Origin of the sequence: Boseongicola aestuarii (assembly GCF_900184815.1) — a bacterium.
GTDB classification, from domain to species: domain Bacteria; phylum Pseudomonadota; class Alphaproteobacteria; order Rhodobacterales; family Rhodobacteraceae; genus Boseongicola; species Boseongicola aestuarii.
The window spans coordinates 66,294-90,920 of sequence record NZ_FXXQ01000008.1 but is presented as its reverse complement, the minus strand read 5'-3'; the positions used below and the strand labels follow the sequence as shown (position 1 = coordinate 90,920).

Here is a 24,627-nt window from a genome sequence, read left to right as displayed (position 1 = left end):
CGATGTGGTGCATCTGGTATTTAAGAAAGGGTGAAGCACTCGGGTCAGTGAAGAATTGATTGGACTTTGCGCCTGGTGTTTGGCGTCTTTGGGTCATGAGATTTTTGTTTGCGATCGCGCTATCCGGGGTTTTGGGATCGACTGCGCTTTTGGCCGCGCCGGTCGAGGTGGATGTCGAGTTGGCACTGATGGTGGATGTCTCACGTTCGATGTCGCCGTCGGAGTTGGAGATTCAGCGTCGCGGCTATGCAGAGGCATTGGTTTCGGACGAGGTTCTGGGCGTAATTCGGAACGGATTTATCGGCAAGATCGCGATCACCTATGTCGAGTGGGCCGGCGATGGCACCAATGCCGTCATCGTGCCCTGGACGGTGATTGATGGGTTGGACAAGGCCGAGATAGTGGCGGATGCCTTGCTTTGGAGCAATCCGATCGGCTTGCAGAGGACGTCGATTTCGGGAGCGATCCGATTTGCGGCGGCAGATATGGAGTCCAACGATTTCATTGGTTTACGACAGGTCATTGATGTCTCGGGCGACGGGCCAAACAATGACGGGCGCCCCGTGCGCCGGGCGCGGGATGCCGCCGTCGATGCAGGGGTGGTGATAAACGGGTTGCCTTTGATGACCTGGGACGAGACCAGCCTGTGGGGCATCGCGGATCTGGATGTCTACTATCAGAACTGTGTCATTGGCGGGCCCGGTGCGTTTGTCATTCCGGTGCTGGCCTGGGAGGACTTTCCGATGGCGGTGCGCAGAAAGCTGGTGTTGGAGTTGGCCGGGCCGTTGGAGGCCGCTTTGGCGGGATATCATCTGGACCCGGATTATGACTGTCTGATCGGCGAAAAAATCCGGCGGTCGCGGGAAATACCGTGACGGATGTCGTGTTGAAGGGCGCGGACGGTCTTGCTGATGACATCGCTTGTTTACCCGATTGCGTCGTGGCGATCATTGTGCTGACGGTTCTGGATGCCTCGATGATCCGTTTACTATGTTTCGGTCGGGATATTGGGCGCTGAGTTTCGTTGCTTTTTCGGTGGTCTGGCGTTTTGCTTCGATCCAGTTTGCAAGGCGCTTCAGGGTATTGCCCAAACGGTGGCTGGCGTTTCATGTGGCGGTCGTCAGAGCGTTCACCTTCGGCCATTTCTGGTTAATGGAACAGTTTGCGGCCGGGATCTGAGCGGGCTTTTGGCTTGACGCCCCTCGCGCCTTGTCGGACACCGTTACCCATGAGTGCCGCCGAGCTTTTCATTGATCTGGATGCCGTCGCCGCCAATTGGCGGGCGCTGAACGCCATGTCTTCGGGGCATGTCGAGACCGCCGCGGTGGTGAAGGCCAACGGTTATGGGCTGGACGTCACGCGCGTGGCGCGGCGACTTCAGCGAGAAGGCGCGCAGAGCTTCTTCGTGGCGATAGCCGATGAAGGTCTGGCGGTGCGCAAGGCCGTGGGCGGAGACGCCGATATCTACGTCTTTTCGGGACATATGTCGGGCGATGGCGCGGTTATTCAGTCTGCCGGGTTGATCCCGATGCTGAGCAGTCCCGAGCAGGTCGCGCGTCATTTTGCCGACACGCCCGGCGCGTCGTTCGGGGTGCAACTGGACACAGGCATGAACCGTCTGGGCCTGGAAGCCGATGACTGGGCCGCGCTGCGCGGCGATCTGATGGCGGCGGGACCGCGCCTGGTGATCTCGCATCTGGCCTGCGCCGATGAGGCTGATCATCCGATGAACCATCAGCAATTGCGCACGTTCCATGACATGACGGACGGCGTTGCGCGTCGCTCGCTGGCGGCCACCGGCGGCATATTAATGGGCGAGGCGTATCATTTCGACCTCGTGCGGCCCGGCATCGGGCTTTACGGCGGGATGCCGTTTGCTGACGCCGCTGCGGTCGTGCGTCTGTCGGTTCCGGTGGTGCAGACGCGCACCGTGCGTCCGTTCGAAACGGTCGGTTACGGAAACGCCTGGCAAGCCGATATCGAGCGGCAGATCGCGACGATCGCGGCCGGATATGCCGACGGGCTGATCCGCGCGATGGGAAAAGGGGCAAAAGTTTTCGCCGGCGATGTGCCATGCCCGGTCGTGGGACGCGTATCGATGGATTTGATCACAGTCGATGTGACACACTTGGACGAGTTGCCCGAAGCGGTGGAAATCTTGGGGCCGCATCAGGGCGTCGATGATCTGGCCGAGGCGGCAGGGACCATCGGGTATGAGATCCTGACCTCGCTCGGGCATCGTTATGGACGCCATTACCGAGGTGAGCATTGACGTTTCTGGCCGCGATAGGGGCTTTCGTTCTGGGCGCTCTGGCGGCGGTCGGACGTGTGTCGATCTTTGCTTTCGACACTGTCAGCCACCTGGCGCGCCCGCCATGGTATCCGCGCGAATTCGGCGTGCAAATCCTGCAGATCGGCTGGAATTCCCTGCCCGTGGTCGGGTTGACGACGATTTTCACCGGCGGCGCGCTGGCCTTGCAGATTTATGCCGGGGGCGCGCGCTTTTCGGCGGAAGCGGTGGTGCCGCAGATCGTCGCCATCGGCATGGTGCGCGAACTGGGGCCAGTGCTGGTCGGCTTGATGATCGCCGCGCGGGTCACCTCGTCGGTGGCAGCCGAGATCGCCACGATGAAAGTGACCGAGCAGATCGACGCGCTGGTGACGCTTTCGACCCATCCGATGAAGTATCTCACCCTGCCTCGCGTTCTGGCAGCAACGGTCGTCATGCCAGTTCTGGTGGCCGTCGGTGACATCATCGGGATCATGGGCGGCTTTGTGGTCGGAGTGCAGCGACTTGGCTTCAATGCTTCGACCTATCTGACCAACACCATCGACTTTCTCGAATGGATCGACATCGTCTCGTCCCTTTCCAAGGGCGCGGTGTTCGGCTTTATCGCGGCGCTGATGGGGTGCTATTTCGGGATGCGGTCCGAACGGGGGGCGGCGGGCGTCGGCTCGGCGACCAAGGGTGCGGTGGTTGCGGCCAGCGTGCTGATCCTGGCGGCCAACTTCATACTGACAGAGATGTTTTTCGCAGGATGATCGAGCTTAAGGGTGTTCATAAAGCCTTCGGGTCGAAAGAGGTTCTTCGGGGCGTCGATCTGGTGATCCCCAAGGGCGAGAGCATGGTGATCATCGGCGGCTCGGGCACGGGTAAATCCGTCTGTCTGAAAAGCGTTCTGGGACTGGTCACACCCGACAAGGGCGAGATCACCGTCGAGGGACAGGATGTGACGCGGCTTCGCCAGGGCTCGCGCGAGCGTGACGCCTTTCTGGCGCGGTTCGGAATGCTGTTTCAGGGCGGCGCACTGTTCGACAGTCTGCATGTCTGGGAGAACGTGGCGTTCCGTCTGTTGCGCGGATCTTTGAAGCGGCCCAAGCAGGAAGCACGCGAGATTGCGATTGAAAAGCTGCGGCGTGTCGGTCTGACGCCCGATGTGGCCGATCAATTCCCGGCTGAATTGTCGGGGGGGATGCAAAAGCGGGTCGGTCTGGCCCGTGCGATTGCCGCCGAACCCGAGATCATCTTTTTCGACGAACCGACCACCGGGCTGGATCCGATCATGTCCGGTGTCATCAACGATCTGATCCGCGAGATCGTGGTCGAAATGGGGGCAACGGCCATGACAATCACCCACGACATGACCTCGGTACGCGCCATTGCCGACAAGGTGGCGATGCTGCACGCCGGAAAAATCCGCTGGACCGGACCGGTCGCGGAAATGGACACCAGCGGCGATCCGTATCTGACGCAATTCATCACGGGAAGCGCGGAAGGTCCGATCGAAGCTGTGCGCTAAGGAGAGCCCGATGTACGAAGACCCGCCGCTTTTGACGATCAAGCGCACCCACCGCCGCCCGAGCGATGCTCAGATCAAGGCTTTCAGCGGCGTGCCCACCGCTGTCGTATCCGACGCAATGGACGGGCACGGAGCCCTCTTGGGTCATATCCGCCATCTGGATGCCGCCTTGCCCTCCAGTGTGTGCGGACCAGCTCTGACGGTGTGGACGGGGGCCGCGGATTTGCTGGCGCTTCATGCGGTCAAGCGGATCGCGACGCCGGGCGACGTGCTGGTGCATGGGTTTGACGCGCATCAGGGCTGCGCGGCATTCGGTGACAGCCTCGGCGGGATGATGAAGAACGCCGGCGTGGCTGCGATCATCACCGATGGTCCGGTGCGCGATGTCACAGGCCTGATCGCCCTTCAGATGCCGGTCTGGTGCACCGGGTCGATCTCTTCGACGCCGTTTGAAAACGGTCCTGGAACGGCAGGTTTGCCGGTGAACATCGGCGGGCAGCACGTGGAAACGGGGGACATGATCGTGGCGGACCGCGACGGCGTGGTCGTGGTGCCTTTTGACCAGATCGACGCAGTCGCCCGGCGCGCCGCGCATATCATGACGCTGGAAGCCGATGGCGAAAGGGCGGTGAAGGACGGATTGGTGATGCCACAGTCCTATGAGGATTTGCTCGACAGCGATCGGGTAAAATGGATCGACTGATCCGCTCGTTTTGCAAGTTCGCAACAGTTCAGTTCCAATTCAGAAACAATAGGCGACAAGAAACGCTTTTTTAACCAAGATGGCCTTTGGTGCGGCTGGGGTGGCCGTATCGGAGATGCTGCCATGGACGCTCTTGCGTTGATAATCAATCTGGTCGCCAAGACCTTTTTTCTTGGATTGCCTCTAGGCGTCGCATGGCTTGCCATGCGCAGGCTTATGTTGTCCAAGACGCTGAACGCTTGGATCTATGCCGGCGTTGGTCTTTTCGCAGCCGCCACAGCGGCGGGACTGGTGCCTTGGGCACTTGGCTTTCAACCCGTTTTCTGGATTTTCCTGATCTTTGCCTTCCTTTGCCCGCCCTTGTGGCTGGCGACGGTCGTGCTGTGCGGCATGGGCCGGGTGTCGGGATATGACGCCGACGCCATCGCGGTCCCTGCGGCCATAAAGCGCGAAGCGCCAAAGCAAAAACTGGCGCCCCTGATGCTGGAAGAACCGATCCTGCCAAAGCCACAACAGACCCAAAGCGCCGTGAAACCGGTCTTCAAGACGCACCGCTCGGCCTTGCGCAACGCCCGCGATCTGGCCAGCGCCCGGCTAAAATCCGAGCCAGACGACCGAAGCGTTCTTGAGGTTGCTCGCAGTATGCGCGGCAATCCCAACACCTCGAAGCGGCGGATGCGCCCTTTGTTGCCACCGCCCCACGCCATGAGCGATCTGCCCAACCTGCCATTCTTGCAGAGATAATCGCGTTATCCACAGAAAGTGACTTTCGCGAAACGCGTTGTTTCGTTCCAGCCGCTTCGTGAAATGCGCAATTTGATGTAGTTTGATGACACTAAGTGTGTGTTCATGAGTATTGGAGAGCGGCTATGCCCCTCGAGGTTCAGCGTCTATTCTGGCGCGTTTCAAGAGCATTTCAGATTTCAGCAATGTGCTTTTTTGCGTTGATGGCCGCGGTCGCAGCCATTGCGCTTTTCTTCTTTGCTTCGGGGTTCGCGGAATGGCCGGTCCTGCTGGTTCAGCTTCAGTCCGGCGGTCTGGTCAACATTGCTCCGGCGCTGATTGGCGCGGTATTTGTGCTGTCAGGGCTGCTGTTGTCCTTCATGCCCGCGAACTGGCGCGTGCTGGCGCTCGAAAATTCGCATCGGTCGTTCCGGATGCGCATGGAAGACGTGACACAGGCCTATATGGTCGCCCATGCTGCCGACCGCGAAGGGCTTTTTCAGATGTCGTCTGAATTCGACGCTGTGCGCGAGCGGATCGTTTACCTGCGCAACCACCCCGAACTTGGAGAACTGGAGCCGGATGTGCTGGACGTCGCCGCGCAGATGAGCCGGATCAGCGAGGACCTTGCCGCGCGCTATTCGGACGCCAAGGTCACGCGGGCGAAAAGTTTCCTCGCCCAGCGCCGGGACGAGGCCGCTATGACCGACGCCCGCATCGAGGACGCGCTGCATGTCACCCGCGAATTGCGCCGCCTGATCGAGGTTGTCGAAATGGAAGAAAGCGTCGCCGCCTCGCGCCTGGAACAGCTTCGCGCCGAACTGGACGCCTTGCTTCCGAACTTCGATTTGGCCCCCACCACGCCCGCAGCGAAAGCCAGCGTCGTGCGACTGGCTTCGGCAACCGGGCGTCACCGCAAAACTGCACGCGTCGCAAAGTAGGCGCGAAGCGCTTGGCAGCCGCTCCCGGCCAGCGTAGCAAGTGACATGATTTTGAAGATCGCCAATCTGGCCCTGCTCGTCTTGTTCCCGGTCGCCTGGTTCGCGCCGCTTCTATATGCGGGGCTGTTGCCGCTGTTCGGACTTTCGGAAATCTCGATCATCTCGGGCCTGCAATCGCTGTGGAAAAGCGATGTCGTTCTGGCCTTGCTTGTCAGCTTCTTCGCGATATTCGCGCCAGTGATGAAATCCGTCGGCACGGCGCTAATCCAGTTCCGGCTTGCCAGCCCGCGCCTTTTGCCAGCGCTGCACATCATGGGAAAACTGGCGATGGCAGACGTGTTCCTGATCGCGCTCTATATCGTCGTCGTAAAAGGCGTCGGTCTGGGACGGGTCGAAACCGGCTGGGGACTTTATCTGTTCAGCGCGCTGGTGCTGGGCCAGATCGCCATCACATTCCTCTTTGAACGCCAAAGGAAGGCCGCGAAGGCCAGTTGAACCCGCCCGCGCGTTCGGGCATGGGTGAGACATGGCAAAAGCAGCTTCCTTTACCTGTTCGAACTGCGGTGCGGTCCATTCCAAATGGTCCGGGCGCTGCGATGATTGCGGGGCTTGGAACACCATTTCCGAGGACAAGCCTCTGACCACCGGCCCCAAGGCCAAAGGCCTTGGCGTTGCGCGCGGCCGAAAGGTCGTCTTGACGGCGCTGGACACGCCCGAGGCCCCGCCGCCTCGCACCATGTCTAAGATGGGCGAACTGGACCGCGTCCTCGGCGGCGGTTTGGTCGCGGCCTCGGCCATTCTGGTCGGCGGTGATCCGGGCATTGGGAAATCTACGGTTCTGCTACAGGCGGCGGCGGCGTTCGCGAACCAGGGCATGAAGGTCGTCTATGTTTCGGGCGAGGAAGCGGCAGCGCAGGTCAGATTGCGGGCCAGACGCCTTGGCCTCGGCGACGCGGACGTGAAACTCGCCGCCGAGACGAACCTTCGCGATATTCTCACGACGCTGGAGGCCGAAAAGCCAGATCTGGCGATCATCGACTCGATCCAGACCATGTGGCTGGACACCGTGGACAGCGCGCCGGGGTCGGTCAGTCAGGTGCGCGCGGCGGCGCACGAGCTCACGACCTTCGCCAAACGGAACGGCATCAGCGTTGTTCTGGTCGGACACGTCACCAAGGAAGGCCAGATTGCCGGCCCTCGCGTTGTCGAGCATATGGTAGACACCGTGCTATATTTCGAAGGCGAGCGCGGGCATCAGTTCCGCATCCTGCGCGCCGTGAAGAACCGCTTTGGTCCTGCCGACGAAATCGGCGTGTTCGAGATGACCGGCGCAGGCCTCGCCGAAGTCGCAAACCCTTCCGCCTTGTTCCTGTCGGATCGCGAAAAACCGGCCGCCGGATCGGTCGTTTTCGCGGGCATTGAAGGCACGCGACCTGTCTTGTGCGAAATTCAGGCGCTGGTGTCGCCCGCCCCTGCCGGACAGGCGCGCCGTTCGGTCGTGGGTTGGGATGGGGGGCGTCTTGCGATGATTTTGGCCGTGCTGGAGTCACGATGCGGAATCCCGTTTCAGGGTCTCGACGTCTATCTGAACGTCGCAGGCGGCCTTCGGATCAGCGAACCGGCAGCTGACCTTGCTGTGGCTGCGGCGCTACTTTCGGCGCGCGAAGACGTGGCTTTGCCCGAAGGCACTGTCGTTTTCGGCGAAATCAGCCTATCAGGAGGCTTGCGACCGGTCGGTCAGACGGAAACCCGTCTGAAAGAGGCCCAAAAGCTCGGATTTTCCCGCGCTTTGATCCCCGACCGCAGCAAGACAGGCGCTATTGCGGGCGTTACGGCTCAAAAGATGCCGGATCTCGCGGCGCTGGTCGGCGACGTATTCGGCGCTGGCTGACAGACGAACGGGCAAAGTACAGAGGCAGATATGGATAACTTCACAGTTCTGGACGGTATCGTCGCCGCGCTTATCCTTCTTTCCGCGGTCTTGGCGTACTCGCGCGGCTTCGTGCGCGAGGTTCTGGCCATCGGCGGCTGGGTCATTGCGACCGTGGTGGCCTACTACTTTGCACCACTGGCCGAGCCTTTGATGCGTGAAGTCCCGGTTTTGAACAGTTTCCTGGGAAGTTCGGGTGAATTGTCGATGATTGCCGCCTTTGCAGCGGTCTTTGCCGTGGCGCTGATCCTTGTGTCGTTCTTCACGCCGCTCTTTGCGGGAATCGTGCAGCGGTCCGCCATTGGCGGCATTGATCAGGGGCTGGGCTTCATGTTCGGCGTTCTGCGCGGAGCCTTGCTGGTGGCGATCGCCATGGTGCTTTATGATCGCGCCATCGTATCCGAGCCGTTTGCCTTCGTCGACGAAAGCCGCACGGCCGCGATTTACGCGCAGGTGTCCGACGCTCTGGCCGAGCAAATCCCAGAGGATGCACCCGCCTGGATCGCAGCACGTTATGAAGATCTGATGAGCCGGAGTTCCATCGCGCCCGAGTGATTCCCCTCGCAAGCTGAATTCGCCCCGAAATCCGTACCGAATCGCACCTTTGAAGGCGCGCGCAAATACTGATTTTCCTGCTCAAATCAAAGAAATTCGAACTTTTTGAAAGGAAACAGATTGTTTCCTACGGAAAACACCCCGGAATAGGGCAAATACGCCCGATCCGTTAACGCGCCTCACCCCCCTGCTTTGTCGCCTCAATGACGACAGTACTTCGCATCGCACCGGGATTGACCACACTCGACCGGACATCGCGGCAAGAATCCAGCCTTTCGTCTTTCGCGTGTCCAATCTTGCCCAATTGTCTGGACACCCCTCATCACAAAGACGCCCTGATCATCACGGTTTGCGCCCTACTGATGCCCACGCCAGAGGGCATAACTGTATTTGTAAGCGGGACAGCGGATGTTCCAACGGCCCGCGTAACGAGTGTTTTGAGTAAGAGGGCGCCGATCGGCACGTCGTCGACCGGCGTCCGCCCTAAGCGGGCGGTACACGGTATCAGTTCTTAAAAAGTACCCGCCAGTCGTAACGAGTTTCGCCGTGTTCCACGGTTTTAGCCCCACCCGCTGCAAGGCCCGCACTGAAAAGTGCGGGTCTTCGCATTTTTGTCGCATCCGGTCCATTGTCGCCGTGACAAGTCGGACCCCACGCTCTAAGTAACGTCCTAACGCTGCTCTATACGGACGTCACACGCCCTCATGGCCGATCTGCCGATCTCGACGAACCCTTTTGATGACGACAAGCTCCGCGAAGAATGTGGGGTGTTTGGTGTCACCGGTATGACGTCAGCTGCGAATTTCATCGCGCTTGGCCTCCATGCCCTTCAACATCGCGGCCAGGAAGCCGGCGGGATCGTCACCCATGACCCCGAGACCGGCTTCGCGTCGGCGCGCCGCTTTGGTCTGGTGCGGGACGCCTTCACCAGCGAAAGCGTGATGAACACCCTGCCCGGCGAGATCGGCATCGGGCATGTGCGCTATTCCACCGCTGGTTCCAAAGGGGCCACGCAAATCCGCGACGTGCAGCCTTTCTTCGGCGAGTTCGCGATGGGCGGCGCCGCGATTGCGCACAACGGCAATATCACCAACGCGGACGCCCTGCGCAAAGAGCTGATCGAGCGCGGCTCAATCTTCCAGTCCAGTTCCGACAGCGAATGCATCATTCACCTGATGGCGCGGTCGTTGCAGCGCAACATCCCCGAGCGGATGAAAGACGCGCTGCGCCGGGTCGAGGGCGCGTTCTCGATTGTCGCCATGACACGCACCAAGCTGATCGGCGTGCGCGATCCCCTCGGTGTGCGCCCGCTTGTGCTGGGCAAAATCGGCGACGGCTGGGCTTTGGCGTCGGAAACTTGCGCCCTGGACATCATCGGTGCCGAGTTCATCCGCGAGATCGACCCCGGCGAGATGGTCGTGATCGCCAACGGCGAGGTGGTCAGCCACCGCCCGTTCGAGGCCAAGAAATCCCGTTTTTGCATCTTCGAACACGTCTATTTTTCGCGCCCTGATTCGTCCCTTGGCGGGCGCTCGGTCTATGAGACCCGTTCGGCCATCGGCGTCGAGCTGGCCCGCGAAGCCCCCGTGGACGCGGACCTGGTCTGTCCCGTGCCCGACAGCGGCACGCCTGCGGCCATCGGCTATAGTCAGGAAAGCGGCATTCCCTATGCGATGGGCATCATCCGCAATCAGTATATGGGCCGCACCTTCATCGAGCCGACCGAGCAAATCCGGAACATGGGTGTACGCCTCAAGCTGAACGTGAACCGTGCGCTCATTCGCGGCAAGCGTGTGATTTTGGTGGACGACAGCGTCGTGCGCGGCACGACCAGCCGGAAGATCAAGGAGATGATCCTCGATGCCGGGGCCGCCGAGGTGCATTTCCGCATCGCCTCGCCGCCCACCGCCTGGCCCTGCTTTTACGGTGTCGACACGCCGCAGCGCGAAAAACTCCTCGCCGCGACGATGAGCGAAGACGAAATGCGCGAACATCTGGGCGTTGATTCGCTGAAATTCATCTCGCTTGACGGACTTTACCGCGCCGTCGGCGAAGCCAAGGGCCGCGATTCCAAGTCACCTGCCTATTGCGACGCCTGTTTCTCGGGCGAATACCCCGTCGCCCCCAGCGATCAGATCGAAAAAGGCTTTGCGCTGAAGGCGGCGGAATGACCGCGCGATTGTCGTTCAAGAGCGGCCGCGCGTCCTCTTGACGCCAAAGACCGCTGAGGCCATGACGCGTTCCATGACAAAACTCGCTCTCATCACCGGTGCTTCCCGAGGCCTTGGGGCGGCACTTGCCGAAGCCCTTGCCCCGACCCACCACATCGTCGCGGTCGCCAAAACCGTTGGCGCGCTGGAAGAACTCGACGACCGGATCAAGGCGCTTGGCGGTTCGGCCACGCTTGCGCCGATGGATATCACCAATTCCGACGCCATGGCGCAGCTTTGCCGGTCGATCTTTGATCGCTGGGGGCATGTCGACGTCTGGGCGCATACCGCAATTCACGCCGCGCCCATGGCACCGGCCAACCACGTCGCCGCCAAGGACATGCAGAAATCCATCGACGTCAACGTGACGGCCACCGCGAACCTGATCACCATGATCTCGCCGCTTCTGGACACAGCCGAGGTCGGTCAAGCTGTGTTCTTCGACGACCCCCGCGCGGGCGAGAAATTCTTCGCCGCCTACGGGGCAAGCAAGGCCGCGCAGATCGCTTTGGCGCGAAGCTGGCAGGTCGAGACCGTGAAAACCGGCCCCAAGGTCAGCATCGTTACCCCTTTGCCGATGCCGACCGCGACGCGTGCGCGCTTCTTTCCCGGCGAAGATCGCGCGGCGCTGACCCCACCCGATGAGGCGGCCAAGTTGATCCTCGGCAAGTTTTAGGACGATCAAGGCTGCGAAATCGGGTTTTGGGGCCTTCCAATCGTCCGGCCCGCCTTGCCCGTCCCGGCTCTGTGACCTAAACCGTTAAAAAACGCGCAACGGGGCGCAACTTATGCGAATTCTGATCACCAACGATGACGGCATCAACGCACCCGGTTTGCGCGTGCTGGAAAGCATTGCCACCGAAATCGCCGGCCCGGAGGGCGAGGTCTGGACCGTGGCCCCTGCCTTTGAGCAATCGGGCGTCGGGCATTGCATCAGCTACACGCATCCGACGATGCTGATCCAGATGGCCGAACGGCGTTTCGCCGCCGAGGGCTCTCCGGCCGATTGCGTGCTAGCCGGTCTCTACGAGGTGATGAAGGACAATCCCCCCGATCTGGTGCTGTCCGGCGTAAACCGGGGCAACAACTCGGCCGAAAACGTGCTCTATTCCGGCACCATCGGTGCCGCCATGGAGGCCGCCTTGCAAGGCCTGCCCGCCATTGCGCTTTCACAGTTTTATGGCCCGGAAAACAACGCGCTCGACAATCCCTTCGAGGCCGCAAGCCAGCACGGCGTCCAGACCGTACGTCGGCTTTTGCGCCATGGTATCTGGGACGACCGCGACTACCGGCTGTTTTATAATGTGAACTTCCCGCCGATTTCGGCGGCTGATGTGAAGGGCTTGAAAGTCGCCGCACAGGGCTATCGACGCGATACGTCGTTTTCGACCGAACCGCATGTGTCGCCTTCGGGGCGCATGTTTCTATGGGTCAAGGGCGGGCCACAACACATCCCGACCGAGCCTGGCACCGACGCGGCCGTGAACCTTGAAGGTTATATCTCGGTGACACCGCTGCAGGCCGATCTTACCGCACATGATGCGCTTAAGACGCTTCGGGACCGCCTTGAATGACTGAGGACCGCGCAGAGCGCCAGATGCAGTTCCTGTTCCAACTCCGCCAGCGCGGCGTAATGGACAAGGCAACGCTGAATGCAATGGAAAAGGTCGATCGCGGTGCCTTCGTGAAAGGCGTCTTCGCCGAACGCGCCTACGAGGACATGCCCCTGCCCATCGCTTGCGGTCAGACCATCAGCCAGCCCTCCGTCGTCGGGTTGATGACGCAGGCCCTCAAGGTGCAACCGCGCGACAAGGTCCTCGAGGTTGGCACGGGCTCGGGTTATCAGGCTGCCGTGCTCAGCCACCTTGCGCGACGCGTCTATACGGTGGACCGCCACAAGCGCCTCGTGCGCGAAGCACAGGTCATTTTCGACGCGCTTGGTCTGACGAATATCACCGCCTTTCCCGCCGACGGCAGCCATGGCCTGCCCGAACAGGCCCCCTTCGACCGCATCCTCGTGACCGCCGCCGCCGAAGACCCGCCCGGACCGTTGTTGGCACAATTGAAAACAGGCGGTATCATGATCGTGCCGGTCGGGCAGTCGGACGCTGTGCAGCACCTTATTAAGGTGACGCGCACCGAGACAGGATATGACTACGACGAATTGCGCCCGGTGCGGTTTGTGCCCCTTGTCGAGGGGTTGGGCGCCGATTAGCGTCACCATAAGTTAAAAGCGCCCAACCCCGGCACAAAAAGAGGGTCAGCGCAGGTATGAGGATTGAGCAATGACAAGAACAGGCCTTTCAACGCGACTTCTGGGACTGGGCGCCGCCACGCTAGCGCTGGCCGCCTGCGACGCCATCGGATCGTTCGACCCTGATTTCCGCGGCGGCGCGGGACAATTCGACACATCCGATGCCGTGCGAAATGCCGTCACCGCGGCGCCGCAACCGGACGCGCGCGGCGTCGTCACCTACCCCGACTACCAGGTCGCGATTGCCCGGCGCGGCGATACCGTCGGCACCATTGCGGCGCGTTTGGGTGTTTCGGCCGACGCACTTGCCAGTTTTAACGCAATCCCTCAAAACGTCGCCCTGCGCGAAGGCGAAATCATCGCCCTGCCTGCCACTCTTGGAGCTCCTGGCTCTGGCACGCTGGACGGCATCGGCACGTTCGATGTGGCAACCATCGCGGGCTCGGCCATCGACCGCGCCGATGGTGCCGCAGCCGCGAATACAACCGGACAGCCCACACGCCACCAGGTCGCGCCAGGAGAAACCGCGTTCTCCATCGCGCGTCTCTACGACGTGCCGGTTGCCTCGCTGGCCGAATGGAACGGCCTTGGCACCGACCTCGCCCTGCGCGAAGGCCAATACCTGCTGATCCCGGTGAAAGCACCTCAGTCGAACGTCGAAGTCGCCACCATTGCCCCTATCGAAACACCCGGCACCGGCTCAACCACGCCGACACCCCCTTCGGCAGCGGCCCCACTTCCAACTGAAAACGCAACGCCCGCGCCCTCGACGCGACCGGCGCCGACGGATCTCTCATCCGAACAAACCGCAGCCTCCGACACCTCCCGCCTGCGGATGCCCGTGCAGGGCCGTATCGTGCGCGCTTACGAAAAAGGCGTCAGTGAAGGCATCGGAATCGCGGCAGCCGTCGGCACGCCCGTAGCCGCAGCCGACGACGGAACGGTTGCCGCCATCACACGCGACACCGATCAGGTACCTATCCTCGTGTTGCGCCACGAAGGCAGCTTGCTGACGGTCTATGCTGGCGTACAGAACATCACGGTGGAAAAAGGCGACCGCGTCGTGCGCGGCCAGAAGATCGCCGAAGTCCGCGACGCCTCGCCAAGCTTCCTTCACTTCGAAGTCCGTGAAGGTTTCGACAGCGTCGATCCGATCCCTTACCTGAACTGACAAGACGGGGCTCCGCCCCCACGCGCTGGCGCGCGCGCCGGGCTATTTCAGGGCCAATAATAACACCAGAAGTCCATTATTTGCCCAAAAATATCCTGGGGGTGCGGGGGCAAAGCCCCCGCCCTTCGCGACGTCGCAAGACGGCGCAAGTCAGATCGAAATACCTTTGCGACCCGCCAGATCGACAAAAAACTGCCACGCCACACGCCCGGATCGCGACCCGCGCGTGGCCTGCCACTCGATCGCTTCGGCGCGCAACGTATCCGCCGCAACCTCAAGACCGTGTGCCGCGCAATAACCGTCGATCATAGCCAGATACTCGTCCTGCGTGCAGGGGTGAAACCCAAGCCACAGCCCGAAGCGATCCGACAATGACACTTTCTCCTCGACCGCCTCGGATGGGCTGATCGCAGACTGGCGCTCGTTCTCGATCATATCACGCGGCATCAGATGACGCCGGTTCGAAGTCGCATAGAACACCACATTATCAGGGCGCCCTTCGATCCCGCCATCGAGCACCGCTTTCAACGACTTGTAGTGCTGATCATCATGCGAAAACGACAGATCATCGCAGAACAACAGGAACCGGGCATCCGACGCGCGCAGAAGGTTCAGCAACCGACCGACCGACGGCAAATCCTCGCGCTGCACTTCGACGATCTTTAGCGGCAGACCTTCGCTCAGAACCGCGGCATGAACAGCCTTCACAAGGCTCGACTTGCCCATCCCCCGCGCACCCCACAATAGTGCGTTGTTCGCAGGCAACCCCCGCGCGAACTGCCGGGTGTTCTCCAAAAGCGTATTGCGCGAGCGATCAATGCCCACCAGCAATTCGAGATCGACACGGTTAACATTGGCCACAGGGTCCAGCCGATCCGGAGAAACATGCCACACGAAGGCATCCGCACCATCAAAGTCCGGTGCCTTCAGCGGCGCAGGCGACATCCGTTCCAGGGCCGCCGCGATGCGTTCCATCGGGTCGCTCACTTGGCGTCGTCCTCGTCGAGGTCGCCATAAAGCTCCTCGTCTTCGTCAAGGATGCCTTCCTCGCGCAGCTTCTGGGTGCGCTTCTTTTCCACCCGCTTCACAAGCTGGATCGAAACCTCGTACAGACCGTACACCACGATGAACAAAATACCCTGGGTCACCACATCGGGCGGCGTTACAAGCGCGGCCAGCACAAGGATCGCCACGACCGCGTATTTGCGCACATCGGCCAACCCGCGCGCCGAAACCAGCCCAGCCTTGCCCATCAGCGTCAGCAGAACCGGAAGCTGAAAGCACAGCCCGAACGCCATGATGAAGGTCAGCGATATCCCCAGAGACTCGTTCACCTTGCCAAAGAACGTGATGCGCAAACCGTCCTGCGTCTCGGGTACGACCGCCGCGCCCTCCGGCAACTCAGGCGCCCCTCCCGACAAGAGATTGGCAAAGATCGAACTGACGTCGGCAAAGCCCAGAAAAAACGACATGGCCAAGGGCGTGACGACGAAATGCGCGAAGGACGCGCCCAGCAGGAACATCATCGGCGAGGCGATCAGGAACGGCAAAAACGCAGCCTGTTCCGTGCGATACAGCCCGGGCGCCACAAACCGCCAGAGTTGATAGCCAATCACCGGAAAGGCCAGCGCAAAGCCGAACACCATCGAAATCCGGAACAGCGTGAACAGGTATTCCTGCGGGCTGGTGTATTGCAGCGTCGGCGACGGATCACCAAGCGCCCGCAAGGTTTCCTCAATTGGGCGCAACATGAACTCGAGAATATGCTCGGCAATGAAATCGCCGTTAATCGGGATGAAGAACACGCAGATCGCGATCAAAAGCGCAAAAACCGAGCGGATCAGCCGCGTGCGCAATTCCGCCAGATGCTCGATCAGCGGCGCCGAGCTTCCGGCCATTTCATCAGGCTCGGTATTGCTCATGCGCTGGTCTCTGGCTTCGGTTCGCCGGATGCATCCGCCGCGGCGACCGCCTCGGTTTCACCCGCGTCCGCATCGACTTTCGGCTTTGCGCTTTTGGTCGCCTTCACCTCGGCGGTATCGCGGGTTTTTCGAGCAGCCTCGGCGCGGTCCTCGGCAAGTTTGGCCGTTTCGGGTCCGATATCCTTGGCCTTCTTGCTGGGCTTTGTGGGATCAAACTCGGCGGCCGCGTCCTTGAGTGAATCCAGCCCCATTTTCTTGGGGTTGGCCATGGCGCGCAGATCGGCCGCCGTGCTCTTCATCCCGCTCTCGTCAGCGGCATCTTCCATGGCACGGCTGAACTCGCGCGCCATCCGGCGCATCTTGGCGGTGAATTGACCAAGCGTGCGGAACATGCCCGGCAGGTCTTTCGGGCCGACCACAATCAATGCGACGACGCCGATGACAAGAAGTTCGCTCCAGCCGATGTCCATGGTTCAAAGCGCCTTGCGATCAGACCTTGTCTTTGGTGTCGGTCTTTTCCGGGGTCACATCCCGGGCAACTTCCGACGCTTCTTCTTCGATCTCTTTCTTGCCGTCATCCACGCCCTTTTTGAAAGCTGTGATGCCCTTGCCGACTTCGCCCATCAGGGACGAGATCTTGCCACGTCCGAAAAGGACCAAAACCACAATCGCGATAAGAAGAAGGCCGGGAAGGCCGATGTTTCCAAGTCCCATGGGTTTCTCTCCATCAAAATCCGAAGCTGTATGTAGGCGCGGCCCGTGCCGGTGGAAAGGGATGAAATAACGCGCCTGTCGATTACAGCGGAAAACGCGGTGAAAATTGACTTCCATCCGCACTACTGACAGTTTTATGTCAGTTGGCATCCTTTCCGTCGCTGCCCGAATCAACCCAAGGAAACGCCCCGCGTGCGACGCTCCGACCGCCTTTTCGAACTGATCCAGATCCTGCGCGACGGGCGGCTTCACCGTGGCACCGACATGGCAAAACGCCTCGACGTCTCGCTGCGCACGCTCTACCGCGACATGGATACGCTGATCGCCAGCGGCGTGCCGGTCGAAGGCGAACGCGGACTGGGCTACATGATGACCGCCCCAATCACCCTGCCACCGCTCAACCTCTCGCTGAGCGAACTCGAAGCGCTCCACCTCGGCCTTTCGGTCGTCTCCAAAGCGGCCGACCCTGAGCTTCAGAAAGCCGCGGCCAGTCTCTCGGCCAAAGTCGATGCCGTGCTGCCCGAAGACCGCGCCGCCCCCGCCGCCGGATGGGGGGTCGCGACATACCCTTTCGCCGAAGCCGCCCGAGGTTTCGTCCATATGGCACCCTTGCGCGCCGCGATCCGCTCGCGCCGCAAAGTCATCATCACCTACAAGACACCCGACGGCCCGAACACCACCCACACCCTGCGCCCCCTCCAACTGGAATACTGGGGCCGCGTGTGGACGCTCACTTCCTGGAACGAATTACACAATGATTTCCGTGTGTTCCGTGTCGATCGCATCCAGACGCTCAACGTCAGCTTCGAGACCTTCGAAGAAGAGCCCGGCAAGAGCCTGGGCGATTACCTCGACCGACAAGACGATACCTGAGCCCGGTCATTGGGTCCGAAAATTCCCGCGGAGTCCGCCCCAAGGCGGCCGGGGCAGAGCCCCTAATCCTTCTGGCGAAACACAAAGCACCGCCCGCGCCGTATCATCAGCCACAAGGCCATGCCCTCTTTCGGCAAGAACACCGACGGCACCGTCGCCTTCAGGATCGATCCATCATGATCCATGCGGAACTCTACCAGGCTTTCGTTGCCCATGAAGCGGCTGCGCACAACCGTGCCGCGCGCAGGCGTGCCATCTTCCGGCGTCGGGTTCGGGCCGCGCCCCTGCCTGTCGAAATCAATCCGGATGTGCTGAGGACGGATCACAATCTCGACCGCCGATCCATCGGGAAAGCCCGGCGCCAGAAACCCGCCAAAAGGCGTATCCGTCAAAGCGCCCTTAACAACGCCACGGATCACATTGATATCACTGAAAAAAGCGGCCGCAGAACGATCCACCGGCGCGTTGTAAACGTTATACGGGGCACCGCGCTGCACAATCCGACCCTCGCGCATCAGTGCAATTTCATCCGCCATCCGCATCGCCTCGTCCGGCTCGTGGGTGACCAGCAAGACCGCAGTCCCCTCGTCCTTCAGAATATCCAGCGTCTCGTCGCGGATACCGTCGCGCAGCCGGTTATCAAGCCCCGAAAACGGCTCGTCCATCAGCATGATGCGTGGACGCGGCGCGACCGCACGCGCCAAAGCGACCCGCTGTTGCTCGCCACCCGACAATTCATGTGGAAAGGCCGTCTCAAAGCCTTCCAGATGGACACGTTCCAGCAACTCGCCAACGCGCCGCATGGCCTCGCGCTTGGTGCCCTTCAGCCCGAAGGCCACATTGTCGAACACCGACAAATGCGGAAACAGCGCGAAATCCTGAAACATCAGACCGATATGGCGGGCCTCGGCGGGCAAATGCACGGTATCGTCCGATACCACCTCGCCCCCCACACTGATGCGACCCGAATCCTGCCGGTCCACGCCGGCCACCATGCGCAGCGTCGTCGACTTCCCGCACCCCGAAGGCCCCAAAAGGCACATCACCTGCCCGGGCATCACCTCAAGCGATACATCCGACACCACATCACGCCCGCCAAAACGGCGGGTCAGATTTTCGACCTTCAAGCCAGTAGTCATGTCAGGTCCGCCCGAGCTTCGTCCTCAATCCCGATCAAAGCTGTCGGGATTACGTCCTCGTAGCAACCTCAGATGCCGCTCGCAACCCCGTCAGATCGCTGCGAACCAGCAAACACCGCAGAAAAACCCAACACCAGAACCGCGACGCAAATCCAGAAAAGCTGTGTGTATTTATGGGCTTCCGGCAGGATCATCACCCAAAATTCGCTGCTGCGCGCAAAATACGCAAAGGCCCCCACCATCGCCGCTGCAAAGCTTGTAAGATACGCCCAAAGCGCAACCCGACGTCCCAGCACAAGCGTCGCCATCAAAACCGGTGTCAGGAACATCGACGCCGTGCCACTGACGGCGACCGCATCAAACAGCGTCGCATTGCCCCAAAGCGTCAGCGCCGTGCCAATGCCCGTGAAACCGACCATTGTCAGGCGTCCGCCCAAAAGCGTGCGCGGTGCGATGCCCATCTCCTCGACCGTCAGTCGCGCTGCCGAAGCCAGCGCGGAATCAAGTGTCGAAAGCGCCGAAATCAACAAGCTCACCAGCAAGGCCGACCACACCCAGCCCGGAAAGATAGCAGCCCATGTGCCGATCAGTTCGCCCTCATAAGCCGCCCCCAAAAGCGATGCCTGAATGCCGAAAAACCCGAACGCAATGATTGAAAACGTGGAAATCCAGAACGCGTGGAGGAAACTCTTGCGCGTCGTCGCCTCATCCGCCAAGAACCCGCGATCCATCATCACCGGGTCATGGGCCGGGTAACTAAAGACCTGCAACGCCGCCACTGCCAGCAGGATCCACCCATGTGTCGGCCCCGAAGTGCCAGGTGCAGTCAGGACAGCTTTCAACGAAAACTCCGGCGATAAGAACAGCGCCACAACAGCAATCCCGAACACCACCAGGAACAAGAGCATCTGCACCACATCCGTGCGCAACGCCGCCGACAAACCGCCCCATGCCGAATAGGCCAGTCCCAACGCGGCCACGGCCAGAATCGCGATGGTCCCAATCCCGGCGGTTTCGGGCAAAAGCGCCGAAAAAATCAACCCGACCACCAGCAGGTTCGAAAACACCTCGGACAAAAGCCGCAGCGCGATGACAGAGTTGTAGCTGCCCGTGCCGGCGCGTCCGAAATGAGTCGACAAATGATCCTGCACACTGCGCCCGCCGGATGCCCGGATCCGCGCGACGATGAACCCGCCGGTCAGAAACGACGCGTAATAGCCCGCATAGGCCAACGTCCCGGCGATGCCATAGTAGTAGCCAAGGATCGCGGCGTTCATCAGGGACCGTGCGAAAATCCACGTGGTGACCTGACTGAGCACCAGCGTCCAAAGTTTCGGCGCCCCGGTTTCAACGCTTGCGCCCGAGAAAAAGCCTTCGACCGAGGCGCGCCTTGGGGCCGCCACAAGACTGAGGACAACGACGGCGACAAATGCGAGGATGGTCCACAGAGCGATCATGACAGGGCCTTATTCAGCGGGTGCGACTGCCCGCCTCGCTAACAGACCATTGCCGCCCCGGAAATCACCGGGGCGGAATACTGCAAGGTTTACACGGGCTTGTGAGGCGTCGTGTCTGCCATCGCGATTTAGATCGTGAAGTTCGTGCCACCGCCGTCATGCAGCAGGTTCTGGCCGACAATAAAACCCGCGTGTGCCGAACACAGAAACGCGCAGGTCGCGCCGAATTCCTCGCTGGTGCCATAGCGCCGCGCGGGGATCGTGGCTTCGCGGTTCGCACGCGCCTGTTCCATCGTGACGCCGGTCTTGGCCACAACGCCTGAATCCAGCGACTTGGCGCGGTCAGTATCATGGATACCCGGCAGCAGGTTGTTGATCGTGACACCCTTTTCCGCCACCTGCCGCGAGGTGCCCGCAACATAGCCTGTCAGACCCGCGCGCGCCGAATTGGACAGCCCAAGGATCGGCAAAGGTGCCTTGACCGATTGCGACGTGATGTTGACCACACGGCCCCAGCCGCGCTCCATCATGCCGGGAACCAGCGCCTTGATCAGCGCGATCGGCGTCAGCATGTTGGCATCCAGTGCTGCGATGAAGTCGTCGCGGTCCCAGTCGGTCCACATGCCCGGAGGCGGTCCGCCCGCATTGGTGACCAGAATGTCGACCTGACCTGCGGCCTCAAGAACCGCCGCCTGCCCTTCGGGCGTAGTGACGTCTGCAGCCACCGTTGTCACTTCGACGCCGTGCTTGGCCCGGATCTCCGCGGCTGTCGCTTCCAAAGCATCGACCCCGCGTGCGTTCATGACCAGATTGACGCCGTTCGCCGCCAAAGCTTCCGCGCACCCGCGGCCCAAGCCCTTGGACGATGCGCAGACCAACGCTCTTTTACCTGAAATCCCGAAATCCATGTGAATTCGTCTCCCCTGAGATATGTCTCGATGGAGGTAGCACTTTGCTTCAAGGTTTCAAAGAGGTGGTTAGTTACCAAATATCGTGACGTCTGCGGGATTGCCATTCACAGTGAAGCCGTCAACACCATCCGCTTGAATGATTGATACGAATTCGCCAGCAGTGCCACGAAAGGTTCCGACACCTTCGCCCCCGAGAACGTCACCATTGATTGATCCTCCGAACGCTGGCGTGAAGCCAGCACCAGCAATCCCGGAATCGTTGAATTCAACGTCGATTGAGGAAACAGATCCATCAGGATTGACTGTGGTTAGAAACCCATTTGGTTCGCCGGTAACAGTGTCAATGGAGACAAGGTAGAACCCGGTTGCAGACCCCGTGAACATTCCACTTGTGAAGTTCATCGACATATCCGCGCTGCCGAGATACCCGCTGTCCGAAGTGCCGCCGCTAGGATCCAGGTCTGTTGCCACGAACATCACTCCTGAAAAATCAACGATATTAGTGCCAACGGAAGAGTTCGCCGGTAAATCGTTAAAGAGCGTATCGTATTTCTGATCGAGCGAGCCAAAACCGCCTCCAATACCACCGTCACCGCCACCACCACAGGCCGTCAAACCCACAAGCGCGGCCACGGACACAACAAAACGAATAGTCATCAATTGACTCCCCCAAAAAAAATAAACCCGCGCCCATAGGACAGAACCTTTGCGCCGGGATCAAGCAGGAAGCGACGTCACGCCGGAAACGGCAAAGAAACGCGCGGTAAACCCCCGTCGATCCAAGACAATCCGGCCCGCAGCGCGGCATTGTTCGCCAAGTCCCAACGTCAGGTACGTCCTAGCCCATCGGAGCCATGAAGAAGCTCTCCTTCACGATCTTGCCCTCAGACACCACGTAAAGCCCCACTTCTTTCGCGTGCCACCGCTGACCACTGGCCTTGTCGGTGCAGTCGATATCGAAAACCACAGCAAACTGATTGTCGTGCACGAAAGGCCCCTCAAGGTCAAAGGAATGGACCTCCATCGCTTCGCTCCACCAGTCGTGCTTGGCCTGGATCGCGGCGCGCCCCTTGCTGATCGGCGACTGCCCTTCCGGGGACATCGCCTCAATGGACTCGGCGGTCTCGGCGTAAAGCTCTTCCAGGCCCTGCGCTTCGGTGTGGTTGCGGCAGTGTTCGCAAAGTTTCTTGGCAATCTCTTCGGTTGTCATCGATTTCTCTCCTTCAAAAGCATCGCTCGACCCGCCGAATTTTGTTCTTCTTATGTTCTCACTATGCCCATCAAACCCTCTTGCGTCAATCCACGCCTCTCGGTCATTGCGCGCGCCACGCGGGCTGGCTATATGCGGCTGATGTTGGACCGCGCTTCAAATTCATCCCCCCTGCCCCCGGAAATCGCCCGGCGGCGCACATTCGCCATCATCTCGCATCCCGATGCGGGCAAGACGACGCTGACCGAGAAGTTCCTGCTGTACGGTGGCGCGATCCAGATGGCCGGTCAGGTACGCGCCAAAGGCGAAGCCCGGCGCACGCGGTCGGACTTCATGCAGATGGAAAAGGACCGGGGCATTTCGGTGTCGGCCTCGGCCATGTCGTTCGATTTCGACGGCCACCGATTCAATCTCGTCGATACGCCGGGTCACTCGGATTTTTCGGAAGACACCTATCGCACGCTGACGGCCGTGGACGCCGCGATCATGGTGATCGACGGCGCAAAAGGCGTGGAAAGCCAGACGCAAAAGCTGTTCGAAGTCTGCCGGATGCGCGACCTGCCGATCCTGACGTTTTGTAACAAGATGGACCGTGAAAGCCGCGAAACCTTCGAGATCATCGACGAAATTCAGGAAAACCTGGCGATCGACGTGACCCCCGCAAGCTGGCCCATCGGGGTGGGTCGCGATTTCATCGGCTCATACGACATTCTGAACGACCGCCTTGAACTAATGGAGCGCGGCGACCGCAACAAACGCGCGGAATCCATCAAGATCAAGGGTCTGGACGATCCGAAACTGGCCGAGCACGTCCCCGCCCACCTTCTTGAGCAACTGCGCGAAGAGGTCGAAATGGCCCGCGAACTTTTGCCCACTTTCGACCGTCAGGCGTTCCTTGACGGCACCATGACCCCGATCTGGTTCGGCTCGGCGATCAACTCGTTTGGCGTCAAGGACCTGATGGACGGCATCGCCAAATTCGGCCCCGAACCCCAGCCGCAATCCGCCTCGCCCCGCCACGTCAGCCCGGATGAGACCACCGTCGCGGGCTTCGTGTTCAAGGTGCAGGCGAACATGGACCCCAAGCACCGCGACCGCGTGGCGTTTGTGCGTCTGGCATCCGGGCACTTTAAACGCGGCATGAAACTGACGCATGTGCGCTCGAAAAAACCTATGGCCATTTCGAACCCCGTGCTGTTCCTGGCCTCGGACCGCGAACTGGCCGAAGAGGCCTGGGCCGGTGACATCATCGGCATCCCGAACCACGGCCAGTTGCGCATTGGCGACACGCTGACCGAAGGCGAAGCGATCAAGGTCACGGGCATCCCATCCTTCGCGCCCGAGCTTTTGCAGAACGTCCGCGCGGGCGATCCGATGAAGGCAAAGCACCTTGAAAAGGCGTTAATGCAGTTCGCCGAAGAAGGTGCTGCCAAGGTCTTCAAACCGATGCTCGCCTCGGGCTTCATCGTTGGTGTAGTCGGGCAATTGCAATTCGAAGTCCTCGCCAGCCGGATCGAACTGGAATACGGCTTGCCCGTACGCTTCGAGCCCTCGCAATTCACCTCGGCCCGCTGGGTAACGGGGCCAAAAGACAAGGTCGACGCCTTCGTCAACGCCAACAAGGGCCACATGGCAGCCGACAACGACGGCGACATGGTCTACCTGACTCGCCTGCAATGGGACATCGACCGGATCGAGCGCGATTACCCGGACCTGAAGCTCTCGGCGACGAAAGAGATGATGGTCTGACGATCAATCGGGTCAGCAGACTGTGGATAACTCTGTGTGCGGAAAGGCGCGCAGCCTGAAAACTCAGTCAGCTCGGATCAATTTCAACTCTAAATTGCATGAAATCCTCAATACACCCTTATGAGTTGTTGAGCGTGCGAATCCCCAACTAATGAGATGACCTGGCGTCATCATAGACTCTCCCTCATTGGCCGAAATCGACTCCGCAAAGAAAACTGAACGTTTCCAGAGCCCTCGGTGGATTCCGAAACAATTAACCCAAAAACAACTTATTGTGCATATTTCCCTTAATACATTGACCCCAAAGGGCGTTTGACCTACGTGTTCCGGCAATCGCGGCAGCTTGTGGATAAGCTTATGGGTCA

General features: G+C 60.5%; 27 protein-coding genes. 18 read left to right on the top strand and 9 right to left on the bottom strand.

Translation table 11 applies throughout. The annotated features are described in order from the left end of the window. Window positions 1-95 precede the first annotated feature (95 nt). From BOA8489_RS12350 to BOA8489_RS12280, 16 genes are all read left to right on the top strand, one after another. On the top strand, window positions 96-875 hold the full coding sequence (locus BOA8489_RS12350; protein ID WP_093974451.1) for a DUF1194 domain-containing protein: 780 nt from the start codon (window positions 96-98) through the stop codon (window positions 873-875). After that, window positions 872-1,018, top strand: a complete 147-nt coding sequence (locus BOA8489_RS20455; RefSeq protein ID WP_176440288.1) for a hypothetical protein — start codon at window positions 872-874, stop codon at window positions 1,016-1,018. Before BOA8489_RS12350 ends, BOA8489_RS20455 begins: the two co-directional genes overlap by 4 nt. 210 nt (window positions 1,019-1,228) lie before the next feature. Then, on the top strand, window positions 1,229-2,272 hold the full coding sequence (gene alr / locus BOA8489_RS12345) for an alanine racemase (RefSeq protein ID WP_093974337.1): 1,044 nt from the start codon (window positions 1,229-1,231) through the stop codon (window positions 2,270-2,272). Then, complete coding sequence (locus tag BOA8489_RS12340; RefSeq protein ID WP_093974336.1) at window positions 2,269-3,042, top strand: MlaE family ABC transporter permease; 774 nt, start codon at window positions 2,269-2,271, stop codon at window positions 3,040-3,042. Before alr ends, BOA8489_RS12340 begins: the two co-directional genes overlap by 4 nt. Then, window positions 3,039-3,800 (top strand): ABC transporter ATP-binding protein, encoded by a 762-nt coding sequence (locus BOA8489_RS12335; protein ID WP_093974335.1) that lies wholly within the window; start codon window positions 3,039-3,041, stop codon window positions 3,798-3,800. Before BOA8489_RS12340 ends, BOA8489_RS12335 begins: the two co-directional genes overlap by 4 nt. Window positions 3,801-3,810: 10 nt before the next feature. Next, window positions 3,811-4,503 (top strand): RraA family protein, encoded by a 693-nt coding sequence (locus tag BOA8489_RS12330; protein ID WP_093974334.1) that lies wholly within the window; start codon window positions 3,811-3,813, stop codon window positions 4,501-4,503. Between the two features lie 123 nt (window positions 4,504-4,626). Then, window positions 4,627-5,247: a hypothetical protein gene (locus BOA8489_RS12325; RefSeq protein ID WP_093974333.1), complete on the top strand. Its 621-nt coding sequence runs from the start codon at window positions 4,627-4,629 to the stop codon at window positions 5,245-5,247. A gap of 125 nt (window positions 5,248-5,372) precedes the next feature. Continuing rightward, complete coding sequence (locus tag BOA8489_RS12320; protein ID WP_141138290.1) at window positions 5,373-6,167, top strand: DNA repair protein; 795 nt, start codon at window positions 5,373-5,375, stop codon at window positions 6,165-6,167. A gap of 48 nt (window positions 6,168-6,215) precedes the next feature. Beyond that, the gene (locus BOA8489_RS12315; RefSeq protein WP_176440299.1) at window positions 6,216-6,662 is read left to right on the top strand and encodes a paraquat-inducible protein A; all 447 of its coding nucleotides are present in this window, start codon (window positions 6,216-6,218) and stop codon (window positions 6,660-6,662) included. 31 nt (window positions 6,663-6,693) lie between these two features. Then, on the top strand, window positions 6,694-8,058 hold the full coding sequence (gene radA / locus BOA8489_RS12310; RefSeq protein WP_093974330.1) for a DNA repair protein RadA: 1,365 nt from the start codon (window positions 6,694-6,696) through the stop codon (window positions 8,056-8,058). A 30-nt stretch (window positions 8,059-8,088) separates the two neighbouring features. Continuing rightward, complete coding sequence (locus BOA8489_RS12305) at window positions 8,089-8,652, top strand: CvpA family protein (protein ID WP_093974329.1); 564 nt, start codon at window positions 8,089-8,091, stop codon at window positions 8,650-8,652. A 704-nt stretch (window positions 8,653-9,356) separates the two neighbouring features. Continuing rightward, on the top strand, window positions 9,357-10,823 hold the full coding sequence (purF, locus tag BOA8489_RS12300) for an amidophosphoribosyltransferase (RefSeq protein ID WP_093974328.1): 1,467 nt from the start codon (window positions 9,357-9,359) through the stop codon (window positions 10,821-10,823). 73 nt (window positions 10,824-10,896) lie between these two features. Next, complete coding sequence (locus tag BOA8489_RS12295) at window positions 10,897-11,538, top strand: SDR family NAD(P)-dependent oxidoreductase (RefSeq protein ID WP_093974450.1); 642 nt, start codon at window positions 10,897-10,899, stop codon at window positions 11,536-11,538. Between the two features lie 112 nt (window positions 11,539-11,650). Then, the gene (gene surE / locus BOA8489_RS12290) at window positions 11,651-12,436 is read left to right on the top strand and encodes a 5'/3'-nucleotidase SurE (RefSeq protein WP_093974327.1); all 786 of its coding nucleotides are present in this window, start codon (window positions 11,651-11,653) and stop codon (window positions 12,434-12,436) included. Beyond that, window positions 12,433-13,077 carry a protein-L-isoaspartate(D-aspartate) O-methyltransferase gene (locus BOA8489_RS12285; protein ID WP_093974326.1) on the top strand — a complete coding sequence of 215 codons (645 nt, stop codon included), beginning with the start codon at window positions 12,433-12,435 and terminating at the stop codon, window positions 13,075-13,077. The genes surE and BOA8489_RS12285 overlap by 4 nt, the downstream gene beginning before the upstream one ends. A 70-nt stretch (window positions 13,078-13,147) precedes the next feature. Beyond that, the gene (locus BOA8489_RS12280; protein ID WP_093974325.1) at window positions 13,148-14,287 is read left to right on the top strand and encodes a peptidoglycan DD-metalloendopeptidase family protein; all 1,140 of its coding nucleotides are present in this window, start codon (window positions 13,148-13,150) and stop codon (window positions 14,285-14,287) included. 150 nt (window positions 14,288-14,437) lie between these two features. Here BOA8489_RS12280 and BOA8489_RS12275 read toward each other — a convergent pair whose 3' ends face one another. From BOA8489_RS12275 to BOA8489_RS12260, 4 genes are read right to left on the bottom strand one after another with little or no spacing between them, the layout of a single operon-like run. Continuing rightward, window positions 14,438-15,274, bottom strand: a complete 837-nt coding sequence (locus BOA8489_RS12275; RefSeq protein ID WP_245813818.1) for an ATP-binding protein — start codon at window positions 15,272-15,274, stop codon at window positions 14,438-14,440. Next, the gene (gene tatC, locus BOA8489_RS12270; RefSeq protein ID WP_093974323.1) at window positions 15,271-16,209 is read right to left on the bottom strand and encodes a twin-arginine translocase subunit TatC; all 939 of its coding nucleotides are present in this window, start codon (window positions 16,207-16,209) and stop codon (window positions 15,271-15,273) included. The genes BOA8489_RS12275 and tatC overlap by 4 nt, the downstream gene beginning before the upstream one ends. Beyond that, complete coding sequence (tatB, locus tag BOA8489_RS12265) at window positions 16,206-16,679, bottom strand: Sec-independent protein translocase protein TatB (protein WP_093974322.1); 474 nt, start codon at window positions 16,677-16,679, stop codon at window positions 16,206-16,208. Before tatB ends, tatC begins: the two co-directional genes overlap by 4 nt. A gap of 19 nt (window positions 16,680-16,698) precedes the next feature. Next, window positions 16,699-16,923 (bottom strand): twin-arginine translocase TatA/TatE family subunit, encoded by a 225-nt coding sequence (locus BOA8489_RS12260; RefSeq protein ID WP_093974449.1) that lies wholly within the window; start codon window positions 16,921-16,923, stop codon window positions 16,699-16,701. 192 nt (window positions 16,924-17,115) lie between these two features. On the opposite strand from BOA8489_RS12260, the gene BOA8489_RS12255 reads away from it, so the two are divergent. Next, window positions 17,116-17,796 (top strand): helix-turn-helix transcriptional regulator, encoded by a 681-nt coding sequence (locus BOA8489_RS12255; protein ID WP_093974321.1) that lies wholly within the window; start codon window positions 17,116-17,118, stop codon window positions 17,794-17,796. A 62-nt stretch (window positions 17,797-17,858) separates the two neighbouring features. On the opposite strand, the gene BOA8489_RS12250 is transcribed toward BOA8489_RS12255, so the two are convergent. The 5 genes from BOA8489_RS12250 to BOA8489_RS12230 form a co-directional block, all read right to left on the bottom strand. Continuing rightward, entirely contained in the window at window positions 17,859-18,935 is a 1,077-nt protein-coding gene (locus BOA8489_RS12250) for an ABC transporter ATP-binding protein (RefSeq protein ID WP_093974320.1), read from the bottom strand. Between the two features lie 68 nt (window positions 18,936-19,003). After that, the gene (locus BOA8489_RS12245; protein WP_093974319.1) at window positions 19,004-20,392 is read right to left on the bottom strand and encodes an SLC5/6 family protein; all 1,389 of its coding nucleotides are present in this window, start codon (window positions 20,390-20,392) and stop codon (window positions 19,004-19,006) included. 128 nt (window positions 20,393-20,520) lie between these two features. Beyond that, on the bottom strand, window positions 20,521-21,300 hold the full coding sequence (locus tag BOA8489_RS12240) for an SDR family oxidoreductase (RefSeq protein ID WP_093974318.1): 780 nt from the start codon (window positions 21,298-21,300) through the stop codon (window positions 20,521-20,523). Between the two features lie 69 nt (window positions 21,301-21,369). Continuing rightward, window positions 21,370-21,960, bottom strand: coding sequence for a hypothetical protein (locus BOA8489_RS12235; RefSeq protein ID WP_093974317.1), 591 nt, complete (start codon window positions 21,958-21,960; stop codon window positions 21,370-21,372). A gap of 181 nt (window positions 21,961-22,141) precedes the next feature. Further along, on the bottom strand, window positions 22,142-22,513 hold the full coding sequence (locus BOA8489_RS12230) for a nuclear transport factor 2 family protein (protein WP_093974316.1): 372 nt from the start codon (window positions 22,511-22,513) through the stop codon (window positions 22,142-22,144). Between the two features lie 141 nt (window positions 22,514-22,654). Between BOA8489_RS12230 and BOA8489_RS12225 the strand changes: the two genes are divergently transcribed. Continuing rightward, on the top strand, window positions 22,655-24,262 hold the full coding sequence (locus BOA8489_RS12225) for a peptide chain release factor 3 (protein ID WP_093974448.1): 1,608 nt from the start codon (window positions 22,655-22,657) through the stop codon (window positions 24,260-24,262). Window positions 24,263-24,627 lie beyond the last annotated feature (365 nt).

Excerpts from the sequence above, each read along its gene's own strand:
- surE (WP_093974327.1), top strand. The coding sequence starts at position 11,651 with ATGCGAATTCTGATCACCAACGATGACGGCATCAACGCACCCGGTTTG.
- BOA8489_RS12280 (WP_093974325.1), top strand. The coding sequence starts at position 13,148 with ATGACAAGAACAGGCCTTTCAACGCGACTTCTGGGACTGGGCGCCGCC.
- BOA8489_RS12335 (WP_093974335.1), top strand. The coding sequence starts at position 3,039 with ATGATCGAGCTTAAGGGTGTTCATAAAGCCTTCGGGTCGAAAGAGGTT.
- radA (WP_093974330.1), top strand. The coding sequence starts at position 6,694 with ATGGCAAAAGCAGCTTCCTTTACCTGTTCGAACTGCGGTGCGGTCCAT.
- BOA8489_RS12260 (WP_093974449.1), bottom strand. The coding sequence starts at position 16,923 with ATGGGACTTGGAAACATCGGCCTTCCCGGCCTTCTTCTTATCGCGATT.
- tatC (WP_093974323.1), bottom strand. The coding sequence starts at position 16,209 with ATGAGCAATACCGAGCCTGATGAAATGGCCGGAAGCTCGGCGCCGCTG.
- BOA8489_RS12235 (WP_093974317.1), bottom strand. The coding sequence starts at position 21,960 with ATGACTATTCGTTTTGTTGTGTCCGTGGCCGCGCTTGTGGGTTTGACG.
- purF (WP_093974328.1), top strand. The coding sequence starts at position 9,357 with ATGGCCGATCTGCCGATCTCGACGAACCCTTTTGATGACGACAAGCTC.
- BOA8489_RS12250 (WP_093974320.1), bottom strand. The coding sequence starts at position 18,935 with ATGACTACTGGCTTGAAGGTCGAAAATCTGACCCGCCGTTTTGGCGGG.
- BOA8489_RS12225 (WP_093974448.1), top strand. The coding sequence starts at position 22,655 with ATGTTGGACCGCGCTTCAAATTCATCCCCCCTGCCCCCGGAAATCGCC.
- tatB (WP_093974322.1), bottom strand. The coding sequence starts at position 16,679 with ATGGACATCGGCTGGAGCGAACTTCTTGTCATCGGCGTCGTCGCATTG.
- BOA8489_RS12330 (WP_093974334.1), top strand. The coding sequence starts at position 3,811 with ATGTACGAAGACCCGCCGCTTTTGACGATCAAGCGCACCCACCGCCGC.
- BOA8489_RS12285 (WP_093974326.1), top strand. The coding sequence starts at position 12,433 with ATGACTGAGGACCGCGCAGAGCGCCAGATGCAGTTCCTGTTCCAACTC.
- BOA8489_RS12295 (WP_093974450.1), top strand. The coding sequence starts at position 10,897 with ATGACAAAACTCGCTCTCATCACCGGTGCTTCCCGAGGCCTTGGGGCG.
- BOA8489_RS12305 (WP_093974329.1), top strand. The coding sequence starts at position 8,089 with ATGGATAACTTCACAGTTCTGGACGGTATCGTCGCCGCGCTTATCCTT.
- BOA8489_RS12325 (WP_093974333.1), top strand. The coding sequence starts at position 4,627 with ATGGACGCTCTTGCGTTGATAATCAATCTGGTCGCCAAGACCTTTTTT.
- BOA8489_RS12230 (WP_093974316.1), bottom strand. The coding sequence starts at position 22,513 with ATGACAACCGAAGAGATTGCCAAGAAACTTTGCGAACACTGCCGCAAC.
- alr (WP_093974337.1), top strand. The coding sequence starts at position 1,229 with ATGAGTGCCGCCGAGCTTTTCATTGATCTGGATGCCGTCGCCGCCAAT.
- BOA8489_RS12320 (WP_141138290.1), top strand. The coding sequence starts at position 5,373 with ATGCCCCTCGAGGTTCAGCGTCTATTCTGGCGCGTTTCAAGAGCATTT.
- BOA8489_RS12350 (WP_093974451.1), top strand. The coding sequence starts at position 96 with ATGAGATTTTTGTTTGCGATCGCGCTATCCGGGGTTTTGGGATCGACT.
- BOA8489_RS12240 (WP_093974318.1), bottom strand. The coding sequence starts at position 21,300 with ATGGATTTCGGGATTTCAGGTAAAAGAGCGTTGGTCTGCGCATCGTCC.
- BOA8489_RS12245 (WP_093974319.1), bottom strand. The coding sequence starts at position 20,392 with ATGATCGCTCTGTGGACCATCCTCGCATTTGTCGCCGTCGTTGTCCTC.